General features: G+C 56.1%; 21 protein-coding genes. 12 read left to right on the forward strand and 9 right to left on the reverse strand.

What is annotated here, in order from left to right:
- Positions 1-180: 180 nt before the first annotated feature.
- Both OHL19_RS05135 and OHL19_RS05140 read left to right on the forward strand, forming a co-directional pair.
- Positions 181-1,581 carry an acetyl ornithine aminotransferase family protein gene (locus tag OHL19_RS05135; protein WP_263356536.1) on the forward strand — a complete coding sequence of 467 codons (1,401 nt, stop codon included), beginning with the start codon at positions 181-183 and terminating at the stop codon, positions 1,579-1,581.
- Between the two features lie 241 nt (positions 1,582-1,822).
- Positions 1,823-2,332, forward strand: a complete 510-nt coding sequence (locus OHL19_RS05140) for a YraN family protein (protein WP_263356537.1) — start codon at positions 1,823-1,825, stop codon at positions 2,330-2,332.
- Here OHL19_RS05140 and iscX read toward each other — a convergent pair.
- From iscX to OHL19_RS05185, 9 genes are all read right to left on the reverse strand, one after another.
- A complete protein-coding gene (gene iscX / locus OHL19_RS05145) occupies positions 2,329-2,547 on the reverse strand; it encodes a Fe-S cluster assembly protein IscX (RefSeq protein ID WP_263356538.1) in 219 nt (72 codons plus the stop codon). The genes OHL19_RS05140 and iscX overlap by 4 nt on opposite strands.
- Positions 2,548-2,575: 28 nt before the next feature.
- Positions 2,576-2,989: a 2Fe-2S iron-sulfur cluster-binding family protein gene (locus OHL19_RS05150; RefSeq protein ID WP_263356539.1), complete on the reverse strand. Its 414-nt coding sequence runs from the start codon at positions 2,987-2,989 to the stop codon at positions 2,576-2,578.
- A gap of 13 nt (positions 2,990-3,002) precedes the next feature.
- Entirely contained in the window at positions 3,003-4,949 is a 1,947-nt protein-coding gene (gene hscA / locus OHL19_RS05155; RefSeq protein WP_263356540.1) for a Fe-S protein assembly chaperone HscA, read from the reverse strand.
- Between the two features lie 12 nt (positions 4,950-4,961).
- Positions 4,962-5,663, reverse strand: a complete 702-nt coding sequence (gene hscB / locus OHL19_RS05160; protein ID WP_263356541.1) for a Fe-S protein assembly co-chaperone HscB — start codon at positions 5,661-5,663, stop codon at positions 4,962-4,964.
- Between the two features lie 30 nt (positions 5,664-5,693).
- On the reverse strand, positions 5,694-6,146 hold the full coding sequence (locus OHL19_RS05165; RefSeq protein WP_263356542.1) for a HesB/IscA family protein: 453 nt from the start codon (positions 6,144-6,146) through the stop codon (positions 5,694-5,696).
- Between the two features lie 62 nt (positions 6,147-6,208).
- Positions 6,209-6,631: a Fe-S cluster assembly scaffold IscU gene (iscU, locus tag OHL19_RS05170; RefSeq protein WP_263356543.1), complete on the reverse strand. Its 423-nt coding sequence runs from the start codon at positions 6,629-6,631 to the stop codon at positions 6,209-6,211.
- A 64-nt stretch (positions 6,632-6,695) separates the two neighbouring features.
- Complete coding sequence (locus tag OHL19_RS05175) at positions 6,696-7,949, reverse strand: IscS subfamily cysteine desulfurase (RefSeq protein ID WP_317890541.1); 1,254 nt, start codon at positions 7,947-7,949, stop codon at positions 6,696-6,698.
- Positions 7,950-8,042: 93 nt separating this feature from the next.
- Complete coding sequence (locus OHL19_RS05180) at positions 8,043-8,501, reverse strand: RrF2 family transcriptional regulator (protein ID WP_263356544.1); 459 nt, start codon at positions 8,499-8,501, stop codon at positions 8,043-8,045.
- A 452-nt stretch (positions 8,502-8,953) separates the two neighbouring features.
- Entirely contained in the window at positions 8,954-9,625 is a 672-nt protein-coding gene (locus OHL19_RS05185) for a CDP-alcohol phosphatidyltransferase family protein (RefSeq protein ID WP_263356545.1), read from the reverse strand.
- A gap of 288 nt (positions 9,626-9,913) precedes the next feature.
- Here OHL19_RS05185 and OHL19_RS05190 point away from each other — a divergent pair, with 288 nt between their 5' ends.
- The 10 genes from OHL19_RS05190 to OHL19_RS05230 all read left to right on the forward strand — a co-directional run bounded on the left by OHL19_RS05190 (position 9,914) and on the right by OHL19_RS05230 (position 17,912).
- Entirely contained in the window at positions 9,914-11,197 is a 1,284-nt protein-coding gene (locus tag OHL19_RS05190) for a tyrosine-type recombinase/integrase (protein WP_263356546.1), read from the forward strand.
- Positions 11,198-11,371: 174 nt separating this feature from the next.
- Positions 11,372-11,608 (forward strand): helix-turn-helix domain-containing protein, encoded by a 237-nt coding sequence (locus tag OHL19_RS23000; RefSeq protein WP_396126637.1) that lies wholly within the window; start codon positions 11,372-11,374, stop codon positions 11,606-11,608.
- A gap of 81 nt (positions 11,609-11,689) precedes the next feature.
- Positions 11,690-11,971, forward strand: coding sequence for a hypothetical protein (locus tag OHL19_RS05195; RefSeq protein WP_263356547.1), 282 nt, complete (start codon positions 11,690-11,692; stop codon positions 11,969-11,971).
- Positions 11,964-12,884 (forward strand): AAA family ATPase, encoded by a 921-nt coding sequence (locus OHL19_RS05200; protein ID WP_263356548.1) that lies wholly within the window; start codon positions 11,964-11,966, stop codon positions 12,882-12,884. Before OHL19_RS05195 ends, OHL19_RS05200 begins: the two co-directional genes overlap by 8 nt.
- Complete coding sequence (locus OHL19_RS05205) at positions 12,881-13,354, forward strand: lytic transglycosylase domain-containing protein (protein ID WP_263356549.1); 474 nt, start codon at positions 12,881-12,883, stop codon at positions 13,352-13,354. The genes OHL19_RS05200 and OHL19_RS05205 overlap by 4 nt, the downstream gene beginning before the upstream one ends.
- Before the next feature lie 6 nt (positions 13,355-13,360).
- Entirely contained in the window at positions 13,361-14,305 is a 945-nt protein-coding gene (locus tag OHL19_RS05210) for a hypothetical protein (protein ID WP_263356550.1), read from the forward strand.
- A gap of 258 nt (positions 14,306-14,563) precedes the next feature.
- Positions 14,564-15,595: a hypothetical protein gene (locus OHL19_RS05215; RefSeq protein WP_263356551.1), complete on the forward strand. Its 1,032-nt coding sequence runs from the start codon at positions 14,564-14,566 to the stop codon at positions 15,593-15,595.
- Positions 15,596-16,341: 746 nt separating this feature from the next.
- Positions 16,342-16,773 carry a hypothetical protein gene (locus OHL19_RS05220; protein WP_263356552.1) on the forward strand — a complete coding sequence of 144 codons (432 nt, stop codon included), beginning with the start codon at positions 16,342-16,344 and terminating at the stop codon, positions 16,771-16,773.
- A gap of 10 nt (positions 16,774-16,783) precedes the next feature.
- A complete protein-coding gene (locus OHL19_RS05225; RefSeq protein WP_263356553.1) occupies positions 16,784-17,446 on the forward strand; it encodes a hypothetical protein in 663 nt (220 codons plus the stop codon).
- Positions 17,447-17,456: 10 nt separating this feature from the next.
- Positions 17,457-17,912 (forward strand): hypothetical protein, encoded by a 456-nt coding sequence (locus OHL19_RS05230; protein WP_263356554.1) that lies wholly within the window; start codon positions 17,457-17,459, stop codon positions 17,910-17,912.

Here is a 17,912-nt window from a genome sequence, read left to right on the forward strand (position 1 = left end):
AGCCGGACCCGCCCCAGTCTCTACGCTGGGGATTAGCCTCTTCCGCAAGTCGCCTGACTTGCGTCTTCCAAATCGTACTTTTATCCGACTGCGAGATTTCTCTTCCCAGATACTGCGGGAAGCAGAGGGTCGTGGGATGTTCCCATATCGTCGAAGTCATTCATTTAAGGAGAGTTAGCCATGTCAAATTCCCATTCAAACGCCGAACTATACGCCAGGGTTGGTCCCAAGCTACATGGGACAGTGCCCGGCCCCAAGGCAGTTGCCGCTGTCGCCCACGATGATCGCGTGATCTCGCCGAGCTATACGCGCTCCTACCCGTTGGTTGCCAAGCGTGGCCGTGGAATTCGCATTGAAGACGTGGACGGAAATGAGTTCCTGGACTTTGCTGCCGGTATCGCCGTGAACTCGACCGGCCACTGCCACCCTGAGGTGGTTGCCGCAATTCAAGCGCAGGCCGCAGAACTGATCCATATTTCGGGCACTGATTTTTATTATGAATCGATGGCCGTTCTCGCCGATCGCCTCTCGGCAGTCGCTCCCATGCCCGGACCGCATCGTTTTTACTACGGCAACTCCGGCGCGGAGGCAGTGGAGTGCGCGCTCAAGCTCGCCCGCTACCACACCAAGCGTCAGCATGTGATCAGCTTCTTTGGCGCCTTCCACGGACGCACCATGGGCGCTCTCTCGCTGACCGGTTCAAAGCCCCAGCAAAAGCGGCGCTTTTCTCCACTCGTACCCGGAGTGACGCATGTCCGCTATCCCTATGCCTATCGCGGTTGTAGCGGCGGACCGCAGGAAGAAGAAGCCTTCGGCCTGGGCTGTGCACGCTATATCGAAGAGAAGCTATTCAAGACCATTCTCGCTCCTGAAGAGGTTGCGGCAATCTTTGTTGAGCCAATCCAGGGCGAGGGCGGCTACGTGGTCGCTCCCGATAACTTCATGCGCGAACTGCGCGATATCTGCGACCGGCATGGCATTCTGCTGGTGGCGGACGAAGTGCAGTCAGGCGCAGGGCGCACCGGCAAGTGGTGGGCCATCGAACACACCGGCGTTCAACCGGATATCGTCTGCATGGCCAAGGGAATCGCCTCCGGAATGCCGCTCGGCATCTGCATGACGCGGGCCGAAATCATGGATTGGGTGCCGGGTTCGCATGCCTCGACCTTTGGCGGCAACCCGGTTGCGATTGCCTCAGCGCTGGCGACAATGGACATCCTGGAGCGCGAGGGTATCGCCAATGCAGAGTATATTGGTGGCAAGATTCTCGACCGCCTGGCAGGTTGGAAGCAAAGTCACCCTCTGGTAGGCGACATCCGCGGTCGCGGTCTGATGATCGGCATCGAGCTGGTTCTGGACAAGGAGACACGCGAGCCCGCACAAGCTCTCCGCAACCGGCTCGAGACGCTGTGCTTTGAAAAAGGACTGCTGGTTCTTGGTTGTGGAGAAACATCACTGCGCCTCTGCCCTCCGCTGATCGTCAGCGAAGATGAAGCGACAGTTGCCTTGAACATCCTCGAAGAAGCACTGTCCCAGGTCGAAAAGGAACATGCCGAAACATTGGAACTGGCCTCTGTCTAGGCATAGCTCCTTCATCTCTCATCGCTTCTGAATTGTTTACGACAAAACCAATCGCCCCAACGAGATAACTTCCTCGTTGGGGCGATTGTTCTCCGGGGGAGGGAGCTCGTAAACGCCGCATTTGACCAAATGCCTGCAAGTCAAACTGCTTGCCCAGACTGTCTGCTCTGAGCCTATGAGAATAGATGCACCAAAGCTAGTCATGCAAAAGAATAAGTTGCATTTTCCCTCCGAAAACGGGATGATCATTCCCAAAATGCAATCATGGAAAAATCTGCAAACGGGCGCATTGCAGCATTGCGTCTCCAGCCTGGACTGGCTTGCGAAGCGTCGTGGCCGCATGCCCGAGCAGCCTGCACATCTCGAAACAGGCGAGCGTGGCGAAGAGGCAGCTTTTTTCTTCCTGAGACGAAGCGGCTTTACCATCGTCGCCCGGCGCTGGAACGATGGCCCGTCCCCGGGGGATCTGGACCTGATTGCCTGGCATGAAGATATGCTCTGCTTTATTGAAGTGAAGACACGAACGACGCTCGGCATGGCTCCCGCACAGGCTGCCGTGGATCAGAACAAACGAAAGATTCTGCGCAGGCTCGCCGGACAATATATGCGGCAGCTCCCCGGCGACGATAGACCGGAGACGCGCTTCGACATCGTTACGGTCTATGAGCTGGCTGGCAAGCCGCGCGAAGTTCGATTGATTGCAGGGGCCTTTGGATGGAGCGAGAGGTCTGTGCGGGAGTATTCGAATTAACTTTGAGCGTCCGTGAACTCTTCATGCCACGCCATCTGAATCGCTTCGAGGCGGCTTTCATTGGACTTCACCGGATCGTCGGCGAAGCCATCAAGCTCAGTCACCATCTTGTGCAGATCGGTGAAACGAACGGTCAGCGGATCGGTGTCCGGAAACTTCTCCTGCAATTGAATACCGATCTCTTCGGAGTCGGTCCAGAGGATTTCGCGAGGCATGGTCTAGGCTCCTGGGGATTCTGCTGCGTTACTTTCCTTCGGCGAGCGTCAGCGGCTTGCCTTCCGAGGTGTAGTTCCGGTTCCACTTGGGAATTTCGACAACGTAATTGCCGGGCTTGGTGATGACCGCCTGGCATCCAAGACGCGAATTCAATTGCTGGTCGGCAGCCATATCGAGGCGATCGATTTCGTCGTCATCCGCTTCGCTGATACCACCATCCTGGATCACCCAGAGATGGCAGGTCGTGCAGGCGCATACACCGCCGCAGGCGTGATCCAAAAAGATATCGTTGTTTTCTGCGACATCGAGAAACGACATCGGCTTGCCGTGGTGATCGTAAGGCATCGTGCCGTATTCAAACTCAACAACGCGGCCCTCGGGTTGAAAGGTGACGCGCACGAGTTTGTCGGCTGGAATTGCTTTGGTTTCTGTATCGCTCATAACTATCTCGATTCTACTTAAATTCTGCGGGTGCGAACGGGTGAGGAGCATTCACTTGCTCGCCCAGATCGTCGCTCGCTGTTTGCATCGTCTTGCCGCGCATGGCTCCGGAGACGGCGGCTTCCATCATCTTCTCTGCAAGATTACGCGTGGCCTGGTCGAGGCCAGTAGTCGCAGCACGAATCGCATCCAGATCATTCCCGGATTTGACGGTGGCCAGATGTACACTGGCGGCTTCGATAGCCACGATCTCTTCGGCAGAGATCATCTGCCAGGCCGGGCTCGCAGGCGCTTTACCCACCTTATCAAGAATGTTCTCAGCCTCCAGGCGCGCCTCGATCAACTGCCGGGCTTCGAAGTCTGTCTCAGCGTTATCGAAGGAGTCGAGAATCATGCTCTCGACCTGTTCGTCGGTAAGGCCGTATGTCGGCTTGACCTCAATCTTCGCTTCCAGCCCGCTACGCTGTTCCCGTGCGGCAACCTGCAGAATTCCGTTAGCGTCGATGAGGAACTTAACCTCGATGCGAGGCAGTCCAGCCGTCATCGGCGGAATGCCCTTCAAGTCGAAGCGAGCAAGCGAACGGCAATCCTTGGCCAGTTCACGTTCGCCTTGCAGAACATGAATCGCCACGTTGGTCTGGCCATCGATGCCGGTAGTGAAGTGCTCTGTCGCCGACGCCGGAATAGTCGAGTTGCGCTGGATAATGCGTGCCACCACCCCGCCAAGTGCCTCAATACCCAGGGACAACGGCGTCACATCCAGCAGCAGCAGTTCCTCCGTTGCCGTCGAGCTTCCAGCTAGAATACTGGCCTGTACCGCGGCTCCCAGGGCCACTACTTCGTCAGGATTCAGTTCTGTGTGCGGCTGCTTGTCGCGGGCCGAAAGCTGGAAGAGTTCATCGACCAGTTTGCGAACGGCAGGGATGCGCGTCGAACCGCCAACCAAAACCAGCTCCTGAATCTGATCGGAAGTGACGCCTGCATCCGCCAATGCCTGCCTGCACGGTCCCGCGGTACGGTCCAGAACGGGCTGAATAAGCTGCTCGTAGACTTGGCGCGGAATCTCGCGCTGATAGCGTAGATTGCCCGGCAATTCGATATCGAGCTTGGCCACAAGCTGCGAAGAGAGCGTGATCTTGGCCTCGATAACCGCTTTGCGCAGCGCCTGAATCGCGTCCGCGTGGGGACGCAGGTCGATGCCGTGATCGTTTTTGATCTCGTCCAACGCAACAGCCAGCAACAGGTTGTCGATGTCGTCGCCGCCAAGATGCGTGTCTCCGTTGGTCGCTATGACTTCAAAAATGCCGTCATTGAGCTTCAAAATGGACACATCAAAAGTGCCGCCGCCCAGATCGTAAACAGCAATCACGCCCTCTTTGGCGCGATCCAGACCATAGGCCAGAGCCGCAGCGGTCGGTTCATTCACAAGTCGCAGCACGTCGAGGCCCGCCATGCGTCCTGCATCGCGCGTAGCCTGTCGCTGAGCGTCATTGAAGTAAGCGGGCACGGTGATGACTGCCTTCGTTACCGCCGCGCCAAAGTAGCGCTCGGCGTTGCGCTTGAGTTGACGCAGAATGTACGCAGAGATCTCCGAGGGAGTGAAGTGCAGGTTGCCGAGACGAATGCGCAGCACTTCGCCGGGCTGGATATCGTCCGCGAGCCGAAAGGGAAAGAGTTTCAGCTCTTCTTCAATGTCTTCAAGGCCGCGCCCCATCAGGCGCTTGACGGAGTAGATAGCGCGCTCCGGATTCTCGATCAGGGCGCGATTGGCCGAGTTGCCGACAGTGACCGTAGGCCGCGCAGGCTCGGAAGCTGCATCGGTGACGTCGAGGGCAACAATCGAGGGCACAAGATTCGAACCGTCCACGCCGGGAATGACCACCGGTTTATCGCCTTCCATATAGGCGATAAGAGAGTTGGTAGTTCCAAGGTCGATTCCGACTATGCGTTCTTCAGGCATTTCTTTTGATTCCTAAACTGTTGCGGTTGAGAGCACTTCGTTAACATCGCGAACCAGGTTGCGCAGATAGCGGCGGCGATCGAGCAGCGCGGCCATTGCGTTCGCAGCTTTTTCCTGCGCGGCGGCATCGCCCGAATCCCAGATCGCGCCTTGTGCCGTCAGGTCATTATCGACGGTCGCCAGCAGGCTTTCAAAATGTGTGCGCGCCTGTGTCAGATCGCGATGCAGAGTCGGGTCATCCTCACCCATCTTCTGATTCATGCGCATCTCTTCAAGCTGCATATTGAGTTCGAAGACCTCTTCAAGCAGGTCTGCCGGCGGCTGGCGATCAGGAGCCTTGCCGGAGCCGGAGTTCTCCTCGCCGATCTTGAGCCCCGTAAGCTTCAGCAGGTATTCCGTGCGTTGGAGCGGGTCTCGCAATGTGCGGTAAGCATCGTTAAGCAAGGCTGTATTGGCCAGGCTCCATTGCTGTTCCTGTGCCGACGCACGCGCAAAGCGATCCGGATGTAAACGGCGGCTGAGACGATGAAACTCACGCTCCAGCGCTTCGACATCCAGGCTGAGCCTGCGTTCGAGGCCGAATACCTGAAAATAATCCGCGCCGGAACCGGGCTGTACTTTATTGCAGGCAGGGCAGAGCAGCGCTGAATCTGTGAGCGCGGCGTTACATGCCCAACAGGCTGCTGGGACTGAGGTTGTCGAAGATGTGGCCATGATTGTGAGACTCGAAAAACGAAGAATTGCTTATGAAAAGGACGAGCCGCATCCGCATGAGCGCGTCGAGTTGGGATTGATGAAGTTGAAGCCCTGCTTCATCAGCGTCTGCTCGTAATCGAGCGTCATCCCATGCAGATAGACGAAGCTCTTGGGATCGACAAAGAGACGCACACCGTCAAACTCATACACACGGTCGCGTTCCCGGGGGTTCGTGTCAAAACGAATGCTGTACGACAATCCCGAGCAACCGCCACCGAGAACCCCAAGACGCAAACCGCCCTGCTCCGGCGAAATGCCTTCCTTTTCCATGCCGCTGCGAATCTTCTCGATAGCACGCGGCGTAACGTCGATTCCCTTGGACGATGCTTTCGCGGCAGGATTCGAGCTGGACGCAGAAGCACTCGGCAGCACTGCCGCCTGGCTCTGCTGGGCCATTTGAGCAATCTGCTCCGGGGTCTGGATGTTGACGAAGTCCTGCATGGGTTTCAGCTTTCCGATTCGTGGTTCAAAAAAACGACGGGGACTTTCGCCCCCATCCGGTATTAGTGAGCGGCTACAGCGACAGCTTCCGCAGTCTCTGCAACGCCGTTCTTCTTCTTCCAGTCACCGATCGCGGCGCGGATGGCGTCTTCTGCCAGAACCGAGCAGTGAATCTTAACCGGGGGGAGGGCCAATTCCTTCACAATATCGGTGTTCTTGATTTCAAGCGCCTCTGCGACAGTCTTGCCCTTGACCCACTCGGTCGCGAGCGAAGAACTGGCGATTGCCGAGCCGCAGCCAAAGGTCTTGAACTTGGCTTCTTCAATAACCTGAGTCTCGGGATTGACGCGAATCTGAAGACGCATCACATCGCCGCACTCCGGAGCGCCAACCAGGCCCGTACCTACTTCATCGGAGCTCTTGTCCATCTGACCGACGTTGCGAGGATTGTTGTAGTGGTCGATTACCTTATCGCTATATGCCATTGGAGACCTCCTTAGGGGTCAGTGCTACTTGTTTTGATGCAAATGCCTTGCAGTAAGGTGCTGTTTAGTGCGCAGCCCACTCAATCTTGCTCAGGTCGATGCCTTCTTTGACCATTTCATAAAGAGGAGAAAGTTCGCGCAGCTTCTTCACAATGCCGATCACCTTGTCCGCGACGTAGTCCACTTCAGCCTCATTGTTGAAGCGGCCCAGACCGAAACGAATCGAGCTGTGCGCCACATCGTCACCCAACCCCAGCGCCTTGAGCACATAGGACGGTTCCAGAGTGGCCGAAGTGCAAGCCGATCCGCTCGAAACAGCCACATCGTTGATGCCCATCAGCAGGCTCTCGCCCTCGACGTAAACAAAGCTCATGTTCAGATTGCCTGGCAGGCGATGATCCCACGAGCCGTTGATTTCTACATAATCCAGTTCCGACTCAAGCTTCTTGCGCAGACGATCACGCAGACCCTGTAGCCGGGCTGCCTCGGTAGCCATCTCTTCGCGGGCAATCTCGCAAGCCTTGCCAAAACCAACGATGCTCGGCACATTCAGCGTACCGGAACGCATGCCGCGCTCGTGGCCTCCGCCGTCAATCTGGGCTGAGATCTGCACACGAGGATTGCGGCGGCGGACATACAGCGCGCCAACGCCCTTCGGTCCATAAAGCTTATGTGCCGTCAACGAAAGTACGTCGATGTTCATCGCGTTCACGTCTACCGGAATTTTGCCTATTGCCTGCACGCCATCGGTGTGGAAGATCACACCCTTTTCATGGCAGAGTTTGCCAATCTCCGCGATAGGCTGGATGACGCCAATCTCGTTATTCGCTGCCATGATCGTGACCAGAATCGTTTTGTCGTCGATCGCGCGCTTTAGATCTTCCAGATCGATGAGGCCATCTGCCTTTACCGGCAGATACGTTACGCGATAGCCGTGCTTTTCAAGGCGCTTGCAGGTATCCAGCACCGCCTTGTGCTCGGTGACCTGGGTGATGATGTGATTGCCGCGTTCTTTGTACATCTCGGCAATGCCTTTGATGGCGAGATTGTTGCTCTCGGTCGCACCAGAGGTAAAGATGATCTCCTTGGCGGTTGCGCCAATCAGCTTCGCAATCTGCTCACGCGCGTGCTCCACGGCCTGCTCTGCTGCCCATCCAAAGGAGTGATTGCGGCTGGCGGCATTGCCGAATTTTTCCGTGAAGAACGGGAGCATAGCTTCGAGCACACGCGGATCCATCTGGCTCGTCGCGTGGTTGTCCATATAAATCGGCAGGGTCACGCCTGCGGGTAGTACTGGGGAATTTGCCAAAGTGCTCATTCTCTCTCCACTTCAATCACTGCTTTTGAACTTGCGTTGCCAGAGACTGCCTGCTCTGGGGCCTCTCACTCGGAGTCGGCGCAAACTGAATCGTTACATCAAGGTCAATGAAACCAACTGGTGCGACTTGGCACGGGATGCCGCTGTTTCATGATCCACTAGGTCATAAATACTGATGCTTTGAAGAACCCCGGCGATGCTGTCATTTACCCGTGCCAGCGGTTCTTTAACCGTGCAGTGCGGCTCCACTTCGCAGGACTTGCTGCCTTTCGTGCAGGAAGTGATGAAAAGCGGCCCGTCGATCGCATGAATCACCTCAAAAGCCGAAATAGTGCGAGCTTCCTTTGAGAGCGCATAACCGCCGTTCATGCCTGCATGAGAACGCAACAGGCCGACTTTCGTCAGCCGCTGCAACACCTTTGCCAGAAGCTGCGAAGGAATCCCATAGGTATCGGCAATATCCTTGGCGCTGACAGATGGCGTCTCCGGATGCTCCGCCAGATACTTGAGCGCCATCAGGCCGTAGTCCGCTTTTTTAGTGAGCCTGAGCATACTCGACCTCGAAGTGCCTTCATCAAACCGGACCCGTTCGGTCCTATATCAGTGTACGGCCATTGCAACCGTGATTTCAATGGGCAGGTACGAATATCGGCTCCTCGGAGCCGGCAGACCGTGATATTTTGCGCATTCCGGGAAAAAGTCTGCGAATCTTTATCAAATCTCTCTTGGACAATAGAGGAAGGCTCGATACAATCTGGCGGAAAGACCTTCAAAAACTGGTCCCAAAATTCAAAATGGCTAGCCCCTGCAAACACCCGAGAGTCCGGATCGTCTCCCGTCAGGAAGACGTGGAATATGTCGAATGCCTTGAATGCGGCGAGGTATTTGATTCCGATGAGTTTCGCGATATGGAAATCGAGGAAAAAGCCTCGGATGAAATTGAAGACGAAGCAAACTGAGCCCTGACCGTTCTCCCGGCGTCTACTTCGCCGGCTATACCCAGGCTAAGGGCGGCGCTGCTGAATCGAGACGACGCTGCCACCGGAGCCAACCTCCGCTCCGTGCCCGGTCACCGTACCAATGCGTTTGGAAGCCACCCAGGCGTAATGGAAGCCGGAAGCGACCGTGAGCAGAATCGTGGTATCCAGTGCGGCTGCCCGCGCTACGGCTACCCATGCCTGCGGGTAGATGAGGTAGAGCAACACCACCCCAATCGCCACCACCTGGCTGAAACTGTTGATCTTACCCAGAATTGTCGGGTGAAAATCCCTCAGCCCGGCAATGGAGTAGAGAATCCCAGCCACCAGCAACATGCCCAGATCCCGCCCAAAGACCATCACCGTGACCCGCGCCTCCAGGATGCCCATGTGGGTAAGTACAAGAAACAGCGAGCTCAGCAACAATTTATCGGCGACCGGATCAAGGTATTGGCCAAGCATGGTGCGCTGTTGCAGCCAGCGAGCGAGGAGCCCGTCCATCGCATCCGTGCAGGCAGCAACGATGAATAGCGCAAAAGCGATATGAAATCGCCGTTCCATGACCGCCACGATCAGGAAGGGGGACAGGCAGATTCGCAGCAACGTAAGCAGATTGGGCGCCGTGCGCAAGGGGTTGATGCGCCGCGCAGGCACCATAGAATGAACATTTAAACCTGTTACGTCCGGACTGGAACCCATCCCCAGCATGTTAACGCAGTCTTACAAGAATGCCCACACATTATGACGCTGGCCATGTCGAGCCAAATTGCAAAACCGGACAGTTTGGACCGCAGCCGATCTTGCTGGTAGACTAAATAAAGACTTTTGCAGGCGCGTAGCTCAGTTGGTTAGAGCGCTACCCTATCCCAGTGATCCTTTGTTTTCATCATTTACCATCCTTACTGGATAACTTACTGGATGTCCTGCCCCCATATTTGATCGAGTCTGCATCTCGCGTTACTTGTCCTCCTCAAGGAGGAACAAACAATGGCTCGAGCAAGAACCTATGCAGATCGCGTCAACATCATCAAGATGATCAAGATCGACGGCAAGTGGCCCTTCGCCCCCGTCGTCGAGCGTAACGGCAAAATCGTCCGGGATCACGTCCTGGTCAATGGGAAAGACGAACACCACCCGGAAGGCCGCTACTACCTGGAGTGGTACGAGGCCGGGAAGAAACGCCGACAGCCAATCGAGAGATTTGAGGAAGCTGTCCCGGCCGCTCGCGCCAAGTTCATTGAGCTCCAGGCCCGCAAGGCCGGCATCCTGGTCGAACTCCCGAAGCCAGAGATTCGACCGGTGTCCCCTGCGCCCGCTCCGAACTCGGAAGCCTCGGAACCGGATCCCAGTCGGCTGACCATGGTGGTCGCTATCGACCGGTATCTGGAGTTCTGCAAGAAGCAGCGCAGCCTCCGGACGTTTCGCACCTACCGGCCGGCTCTCCAGAACTACTTTCTAAACTCGTTCACCAAGACGTATGTGGACGAGGTCGATCGCGACGACATCCTCCGATACATCGGCTACTGTTTCGACCATGGTCTCGCCGCCCGCTCGGTTTACGACAAGGTCGTGACCGTGCTCACCCTTCTCAAGCGCCATGGACACAAGAAGCTCATCGAGTCCAGCGACTGGCCCGACTACGTCGAGACCATCCGGCCCGTTTACGAACCCGAAGAGATTCATGCCATGCTCCGGGTCGCCACTCCCATCGAGGCGCTTCTGATCAAGTTCTTTCTCACCTCCGGGTTCCGGAATCGCGAAACGCGGTTCCTGTCCTGGTATGACCTCGACTTCCGGAACAGCCTGGCGCGCGTCACGTCCAAGCCGATCTGGAAGTTCAATCCGAAGAACTATGAGGAGAGAGCGGTGCCTCTACCGACTGCAATGATCGAACAACTTCAGCAGCTCAAGGAGGAGCGTGGCGCGGGCGCGGCCGATCTGGTGTTCCCCAACACCGTCGGAAAGCCGGATACTCTCCATCTCGAGATCATCAAGAAGGTGGCATGGAGAGCCAAATTGAACTGTGGGCAGTGTGTCTCGGAGCGTGGATTTAAATGTGCTCAGGGACCATACTGCGAGCGGATCTTTCTACACAAATTCCGGCACACCTTCGCTACCCAACACTTGCGCGACGGCATCGACATCCGCACTCTGCAGAACTGGATGGGACACCGCAGCATCAAGTCCACCATGGTGTATCTGAAAGGCATCCAGTCGAGAGACGCGCTTGCCAAAGTGAATGCTGGAGCGTTGGCAGCGTTCGTTGCCTGAACGAATCACCTGGTTTCGCCTAGTTGGAGAGCGCCGAAGAAATTCTTCGGCGCTCTTTTTGTCTTTGCAGCACTCAACGGGCAAGCTGATCGTCAATTTGACCGAGTTTCGAACTCGTCCCATGATCAACCGACTTCCGGTAGCTGTGCTGCTGGGAAAGGCTAGGACTTTGTCATGAAGCTGGTCGAACTGGTCGAGAGCAGGAACGAGCCGTTGCGCGTGCGTGATGTCGCACCGATCCTCGGAGTTTCCACTCAGCAGGTTTACAAGATGGCCGCCAATGGTCATATACCGTCCTTCAGAATCGCAAGCTCGATACGTTTCGACCCTGAGGATTTCGCGGAATGGCTCAGAAAGGGATGTCCGCTACGGAGCGGAGCCAACTCGAGCCGGCCATCCCGACCTGCCTGAGGGCGGTATCTCTTTCTACGCTTCTGAATTTGACTGAGTTCCGGAGCGATCGCATTCTATGCCGACCTTGAGGAGGCGCTTGTGGGGCAACGGACAAAGAACTTCACTATTGCAGTACTTGTGACCATCCTCGATGCAGGCGTAGTCGTGCACTACGGCCCGATTCTATGGCAGGTTTTTGGACCGGTCCCGTGGATGAGGCTCGCTCTGCTACTTCTTGCGGGTACAGGGACGTTTACGCTAACGGACATCTGGTCCAGACCCTTTAGCGGCTCTGGTCGGCGTCCCTTGCTTACCGAGATTAGTGAAGGTGGCGCGGCAGGCAGCCCTCGAAATTCCAAATTGGAGGGCGCCGGTGTTTGATTCCCTCGCGGATCTCTCAACAAAGCTCACGGCCACGGGATACTTTATCGACCCAGTGATGACCCAGGTTGTCTTCCTCGCGGCCAAGCTGCAGAAGCCACTTTTGCTCGAAGGTCCGGCCGGATCGGGCAAAACTCAACTTGCCCTATCGGTCGCAGCGGCTGCAGGCACGCATGTGGAGCGGCTGCAATGCTATCGAGGCGTAACTGAAGCTCAAGCGATAGGCAGCTTCGACGCTGGCCTCCAACGACTTTATATGGAGTTTTCGAAGGGACATCACGAGGACTGGAAGTCTGTACAAGCAAGCCTCATAGGCCGCGATTTCTTCCGGCCTGGACCGTTGATGCGCGCACTGGAATGCGAACGCCCCTGTGTTTTGTTGATCGACGAATTGGACAAGGTAGACGAAGGTTTTGAAGCAATGTTGCTTGAAATTCTGTCCGTTTGGGAACTCTCTATTCCCGAGTTCGGAACCGTCCGCGCTCGCAGCATCCCATTCGTTGTTCTCACAAGCAACGAGGAGCGAAGGCTCGGCGATCCGATTCGTAGACGCAGTCTCTATGTCCGGGTAGAACACCCGACACCGGAACGCGAAGCTGAGATTATAGCGAGCCGCACACCAGAGGCTAATGATTCATTCCATCGCGAGATCGCCGGAATCGCTCTGTCGTTTCGCAATTATTCGTTGGAGAAGCCGCCGTCCGTCTCCGAGATGATTGACTTTGCTCGCGCGCTCGAAGTTCTCGGAACCGAGCGAGTTACCGAAGACCATCGCGATGTCTTGATGCCGTTTCTTGCGAAGACAGAAAAGGATAGACGGCACCTTATGTTGCGCGAAGGCTTCAAGAGCCTCCTTGATGATGGTGCGCGGTTCGCCGAAAAAATGGCCGCACAGCAGGAGGTGTCGGGATGAAACATCTCGCCCTCCTTGCGGTTCTTATCTTGCCAGGCGTTGCGCTCGCACAAAGCCCGAGGAGCTTCGAGGAAGAATGCGTTGGGCGATACGCGCGCCAGTACCGTGTGCCGCCAGAGCTCATTGGAGCCTTTATCGACGTGGAATCGAACTGGAATCCGCATGCGATATCGAATAAAGGCGCGATGGGAGTTATGCAATTGATGCCAGCGACAGCTCGACGTTTTGGCGCGGACCAGCCCTTCGATCCGGAGCAGAATATTGCGGCCGGCACGCGATACGTGACAACTCTGATGTGGGAGTTCCACGGAGAAATGCGTTTAGTCGCCGCTGCTTACTATGCCGGAGACAGATGGGTTGGAAAGCGCCTCCTCGAGTATCGCAATCCGGATGTCGTCGCGTACGTCGAGGCGGTGCGACGGCACTATGTAAGGCGAAAGTACCTCACCAATCAACTTCAAAGGAGATAACGAAACATGAGACTTCGTTGGCTTATTCCGATCGCACTTCTTATCCCGCTCCGAGCCACCGCCTCCAATGGAGATCCGTCCGGTCGCGTCGTAACGCTCACTCTTCAGCAGGGTTCTATCACAACGCTCCATCTCCGCCCTGAGTTCGAATCGATTATCCATTTGCCTGAAGAGGTGACCTCAGTGGTTGTCGGCAGTCCAGGCTCCTTCAAAGTCGAACACAGCGAGGGCGAGCCCGAGTATGTCTATGTAAAACCCCTCATTCGTACTCGTTCGCAGAGCGATCTGCTGATCGCGACGAAGTCCGGCCGGCACATCGTCCTTGAACTTATCAGCGATGGAGGGAACGCGCCTACGGCTCAGCCTGTCGATTTTCTGCTTGAATACCATTCTCCCCGAAGTCTTCTGGTCGCTGGTAGCCCGGTTACCGAGACGGCACGCCCTAGCGCAGCCGAACCTGCCGCTGTGTCCAAAGCAACTCGCTCGCCAAAAGCTCTCTCAGCCATTGACGTGGAGTTTGAGCAACAGAAGTCGGTCAACGCCCCTGGTTGGAAAGCCTGGGACGGTCAACAGATCAAAACGGCGATTGGCGATATCCGCCAGTGGAACAATCAGACAGCAATTTCCTACTCCGTCTTCAATGCAAGTGATAAGCCAGTGGAAATCGTGCCACCACAAATCCAAATCACAGGTCTGACTTTCGACAAAAAGAAGAAGAAGAAAAAGAAGGCAGGCATTCTTGCGGACCAACTTGAGATTAGCGACTACCGTCTGAGCACAACTCGTTTAGAGCCGGGCGGCCGAGCCGACGGCGTAGTTGTCTTCGATCGGCCGAACTTCAAGCAATCGACTGAGAAGCTTTTCCTGCAGATCGCCCAGGCCGATCAGGTCGACAAGCCGGTTCTGGTGCAGCTCCCCTTCACTCCTCCCATCTCGGCTAACGGACGATAGAAAGGACTATCCACTATGCAATCCAATGCAACTAACGGAAACGGTCGTAGGCTAGAGCCGTTGGATCTCGAAGAGACTGCCGAACCCGCATGGGCAGAAAGCCCTAGCTCTGAGCAATCTTTCCGTAAAACCCAAGACGTTCCGGTCGCTGCAGAGCAAATCGCAACCCGAGCGACCGCGGACAAACTGTCTGGGCCCAACAAAAACAAGGTTCTAATCATTGGAGGCGGTCTCCTTGCAGCAGTCTTGTTCTTTGTCATGACCATGTTCGTAGGCAGATCTCCTGGAAAGAAAAAGACAGTTTCAGGGGTCGCTCACACTCCACAACAGAGCATCGCACCAAAAGGCAGCGTGACGCCTGTCATGGACACGGTACACAATCCGACCCAGGCTGACTCGAGCGGACAAGTCAGTCCGAACGACATCAACCGCACCAAAGCGAGCAGTGGGCATACGACGGTCAACAAGCCCTTGGCCTCTACTCAAGCAGCGATTCCGCCAAGTCCTACCGTCAACGGCAGCCTCGGCAGCGTTCCCTCATTCGCAGATACGCAACAGCACTGGGAAGAGCCTAGACCCTATGGAGAAGCCCCTGCACCTTCGACACCGCAAACGCAACAGAACGCCTTGAAGGAACCATCTCTTGTCTTCGTGAGGAATCTTACGCAGAGTACGAGCGCCTCTTCCAGAGGCGGAACAACAGAGGAAACAGCGCCCGTGCTTGATTTCGCTCCAGGAACCCGCATCCTTGCGAAGCTCACAACGGAGATATCAAGTGCTGTACAGACACCTGTCATTGCAGAGGCGCAGTACACCTATGCCATAGGCGACCGCGTCGTAATACCGGCCGGCGCCAAGTTTATTGGTCACTTGGAGCAGGCTGATCGTAGCGGCCTCGTGAGCGTGAAATTCGACGAGGTAGACCTAAAAGACAACGACAAAGAAAAGATCGAAGCATTGGGCATTGGCCTCGATCTCGCTCCAATCAAGGGAATCGTCTCAGGAAAAAATACTGGAAGGAATTTCCTGGTGCGAACCGCCTCTGGCATTGGCTCGGTAGCTGCGATGATCGTTGGTAATAACACGAGCTCCAGCTTCTCTGAAGACGACCTCATCCGTGAGAGGATCGCTGAAAACGCCGGGAACGCGGGCGACACAGAACTAATGAATCTTGCGGTCACGAACAAGGTTGTCGTCTCTGTGCCAGCAGATACGAAGATCTACGTTGTCTTCGCGAAGCGCGAGCAAAATACGGCTACGCTTCGCCCGATCGATGCGAAAACCCCTTGAAATATCCAGCTGACTGCATAAATGATAGCCCCGGCATCATGCCGGGGTTTTCGTTTGACGATGCGGCGCGCATGGCAGGCGATCTCATGCAAGCGTCGGCATAGGGAGATTGCGGCGAATCCAATATTGGACTTCGCCCTATTACCGGCTCCCATGTGGCACTGTACAGGACGCCCAATCATCGACCAGGGCAGCACCTTCTCGCCCAAGTCAAACAGAGGACGCGGGATAGTACTGGCTGCATAAATTGGTCCTTGGCGCGAGCCCATTCCCATAGGGGTCGCCTCCCTCCAATTCTAGGGGGAGTCACAGCGAAGACCAGACCTGTCAGCTATAACGGCCCATCCCCTTCGCCTTTGACCAATCGACGACTTCCATTGGTCAATAAACGAAACGCCCCATTTCCGACCCCTCTGTATCAACGCATGTCTCGCCCCATCATTTGGCCAATTGGGTTAACACGATATTTGCCCACATGGCGGTCCTGATGTGTCAGTCCTCATGATGACTGAGTTCGCGATGAAGCCAAGCCTCGTTTCCCGAGTTTAGAGGGTTTGCAGTGCCCGGACGGCATCCCTTTAGGCCGCTTTCTACTCTGCCTCTCTTCCTTATTGGTCTCTTCGGAGACTGAATTCTCAACACTACACTGATTTTCCCGCGTTCCATTATTTGACCGAGTTCTGAACTAGACGCATTTTTTCCTACACACGGATGCCGCGAGCAGCCGCGTACAGGAGAGAAAAGATATGAACACTGCATTGGCCTTCTGGCGGCCTGCTCGAGTGTCCGCCACATCATCTCAACCCACCATTCATCGTCCCCCTCAACCGAACTGGGTCCGGATTGCCCTTAAGTTCGCGCTCGCACTCATATTCCTCGGCAACCTCGTCCCGGTCGTTGCCAACGCACAGAACCTCGGCACCTCGCCTCAGTTCGGGCAGGCTGTCCAGGGACAACAGGCGACGACTGTCGAAGGCACGGTACTTAACATCGTCAACTGGGGATGCAACGTGATCGCACCCGTGATCGCGGTGGCGTGCCTCGGCATCGCTGGCTGGCACTTCAAGAGCGGCCGCGGATACATGGGCTGGGGAGTGTCCGGCGTAGCTCTCATGGTCATCTCTGGTCTCGGACGCATGGCTGAGGGCTTCATCACACAAGCGCAAGGCATTCAGTAAGGAGCCCGCGATGCCTGTGCCGCAATTCCTTTCGGATCTCCTTCAGTTATTGCTCGGTCTCGCCGTTCCCGCTGCGTTCTGCACGTTAGCCGCGGCGGGAGTGAGCCTTCGGCACGAAGGAGGTACCAACTTCCATGTCAATGGACGAACCGGGAAGTGGGTGTTGTGGACCGTCATATTCCTGACGCTCCCGCAACTTCTGTCCTGGATTGCGGCACAAGGTATCACGGTTCCATCGGGAAGCGGATCGATCGGAACAAGTTGGCTTGCGAGCATGCAAACGATCTTCACGAACTTCGTCAATCAGATCGTCGTCGCGAAGTTCGTTCCTGTCCTCGCTGCATATTTCGTACTCAAAGCTTGCCTCGATGGAGCGGCCGGTGAAAACCCCCTAGCATCCATCGTGGCTGCTCTCTTCCTGATGTCGTTGTCAGCCACGATGCAGCTCATGCAGGGATGGAACGATGGAAGCCAGTATGCGACGACGGACATGCTTGCCTCCCTATGGAATTACGTCGTTGGGCAGATCATGCCAGCGGCGGCCGGTCTGGCCTGCGTGGGTGCCGTCATCAACTTCGTCAGGCACAGACCCTGGACACGATTGATTCTTGCAGCGATCTCTTTCCTGAGTGTGAGCGGTCTCCTCACACTCTTTCAAGCTATGGCGGCATAGGGAGCCCACGATGAGTCTCAACGGCGCAATCACCAACCTCGCATCCTGGGCGGGAAACACCATGATGCCGACGATGGCTGGGATGTTCTTCGCGAGCGCAGTTTATCGCTACAGCAAGAGCAGTCCCTTTGAGCACCTTCTCTACGGCGGCTTCGCTTCACTGATGTGTTCGGGAATGCTTCGTGCATTGGAAGGCTTCGTCCAACATGCGGGCGCCACCAATGCTGATGCCTTTTGGATGGCGAGCATGAGCTTGGTGAACTGGACTGCCAACGTAATACTTCCAGTTTTCGCGCTCACTCAACTCGCCGCGATGGCGCTGCACATGGGCGGAGTGGTCTCAGAGATATATCCGGGCTCGTCCTGGATCAGGAAGTTTGTCGCTGCTGTCGCTGCCCTGATGGTTTCGGGCATCATGCGGCTCGCGGAGTCGCTGGTAACGCAAGCGCACGGAATAGGAGGGTAG

Origin of the sequence: Acidicapsa ligni, assembly GCF_025685655.1 — a bacterium.
Classification (GTDB): Bacteria; Acidobacteriota; Terriglobia; order Terriglobales; family Acidobacteriaceae; genus Acidicapsa; species Acidicapsa ligni.

What these genes read in the sequence shown, in the direction of transcription:
- OHL19_RS05175 (WP_317890541.1), bottom strand. Translation starts at nt 7,949, where the DNA reads ATGAGCACTTTGGCAAATTCCCCAGTACTACCCGCAGGCGTGACCCTG.
- OHL19_RS05140 (WP_263356537.1), top strand. Translation starts at nt 1,823, where the DNA reads ATGATCATTCCCAAAATGCAATCATGGAAAAATCTGCAAACGGGCGCA.
- OHL19_RS05135 (WP_263356536.1), top strand. Translation starts at nt 181, where the DNA reads ATGTCAAATTCCCATTCAAACGCCGAACTATACGCCAGGGTTGGTCCC.
- OHL19_RS23000 (WP_396126637.1), top strand. Translation starts at nt 11,372, where the DNA reads ATGAAGCTGGTCGAACTGGTCGAGAGCAGGAACGAGCCGTTGCGCGTG.
- OHL19_RS05225 (WP_263356553.1), top strand. Translation starts at nt 16,784, where the DNA reads ATGCCTGTGCCGCAATTCCTTTCGGATCTCCTTCAGTTATTGCTCGGT.
- iscX (WP_263356538.1), bottom strand. Translation starts at nt 2,547, where the DNA reads ATGCCTCGCGAAATCCTCTGGACCGACTCCGAAGAGATCGGTATTCAA.
- OHL19_RS05185 (WP_263356545.1), bottom strand. Translation starts at nt 9,625, where the DNA reads ATGGGTTCCAGTCCGGACGTAACAGGTTTAAATGTTCATTCTATGGTG.
- OHL19_RS05205 (WP_263356549.1), top strand. Translation starts at nt 12,881, where the DNA reads ATGAAACATCTCGCCCTCCTTGCGGTTCTTATCTTGCCAGGCGTTGCG.
- OHL19_RS05220 (WP_263356552.1), top strand. Translation starts at nt 16,342, where the DNA reads ATGAACACTGCATTGGCCTTCTGGCGGCCTGCTCGAGTGTCCGCCACA.
- OHL19_RS05215 (WP_263356551.1), top strand. Translation starts at nt 14,564, where the DNA reads ATGACCATGTTCGTAGGCAGATCTCCTGGAAAGAAAAAGACAGTTTCA.
- iscU (WP_263356543.1), bottom strand. Translation starts at nt 6,631, where the DNA reads ATGGCATATAGCGATAAGGTAATCGACCACTACAACAATCCTCGCAAC.
- OHL19_RS05230 (WP_263356554.1), top strand. Translation starts at nt 17,457, where the DNA reads ATGAGTCTCAACGGCGCAATCACCAACCTCGCATCCTGGGCGGGAAAC.
- hscA (WP_263356540.1), bottom strand. Translation starts at nt 4,949, where the DNA reads ATGCCTGAAGAACGCATAGTCGGAATCGACCTTGGAACTACCAACTCT.
- OHL19_RS05165 (WP_263356542.1), bottom strand. Translation starts at nt 6,146, where the DNA reads ATGCAGGACTTCGTCAACATCCAGACCCCGGAGCAGATTGCTCAAATG.
- OHL19_RS05180 (WP_263356544.1), bottom strand. Translation starts at nt 8,501, where the DNA reads ATGCTCAGGCTCACTAAAAAAGCGGACTACGGCCTGATGGCGCTCAAG.
- OHL19_RS05210 (WP_263356550.1), top strand. Translation starts at nt 13,361, where the DNA reads ATGAGACTTCGTTGGCTTATTCCGATCGCACTTCTTATCCCGCTCCGA.
- hscB (WP_263356541.1), bottom strand. Translation starts at nt 5,663, where the DNA reads ATGGCCACATCTTCGACAACCTCAGTCCCAGCAGCCTGTTGGGCATGT.
- OHL19_RS05150 (WP_263356539.1), bottom strand. Translation starts at nt 2,989, where the DNA reads ATGAGCGATACAGAAACCAAAGCAATTCCAGCCGACAAACTCGTGCGC.
- OHL19_RS05190 (WP_263356546.1), top strand. Translation starts at nt 9,914, where the DNA reads ATGGCTCGAGCAAGAACCTATGCAGATCGCGTCAACATCATCAAGATG.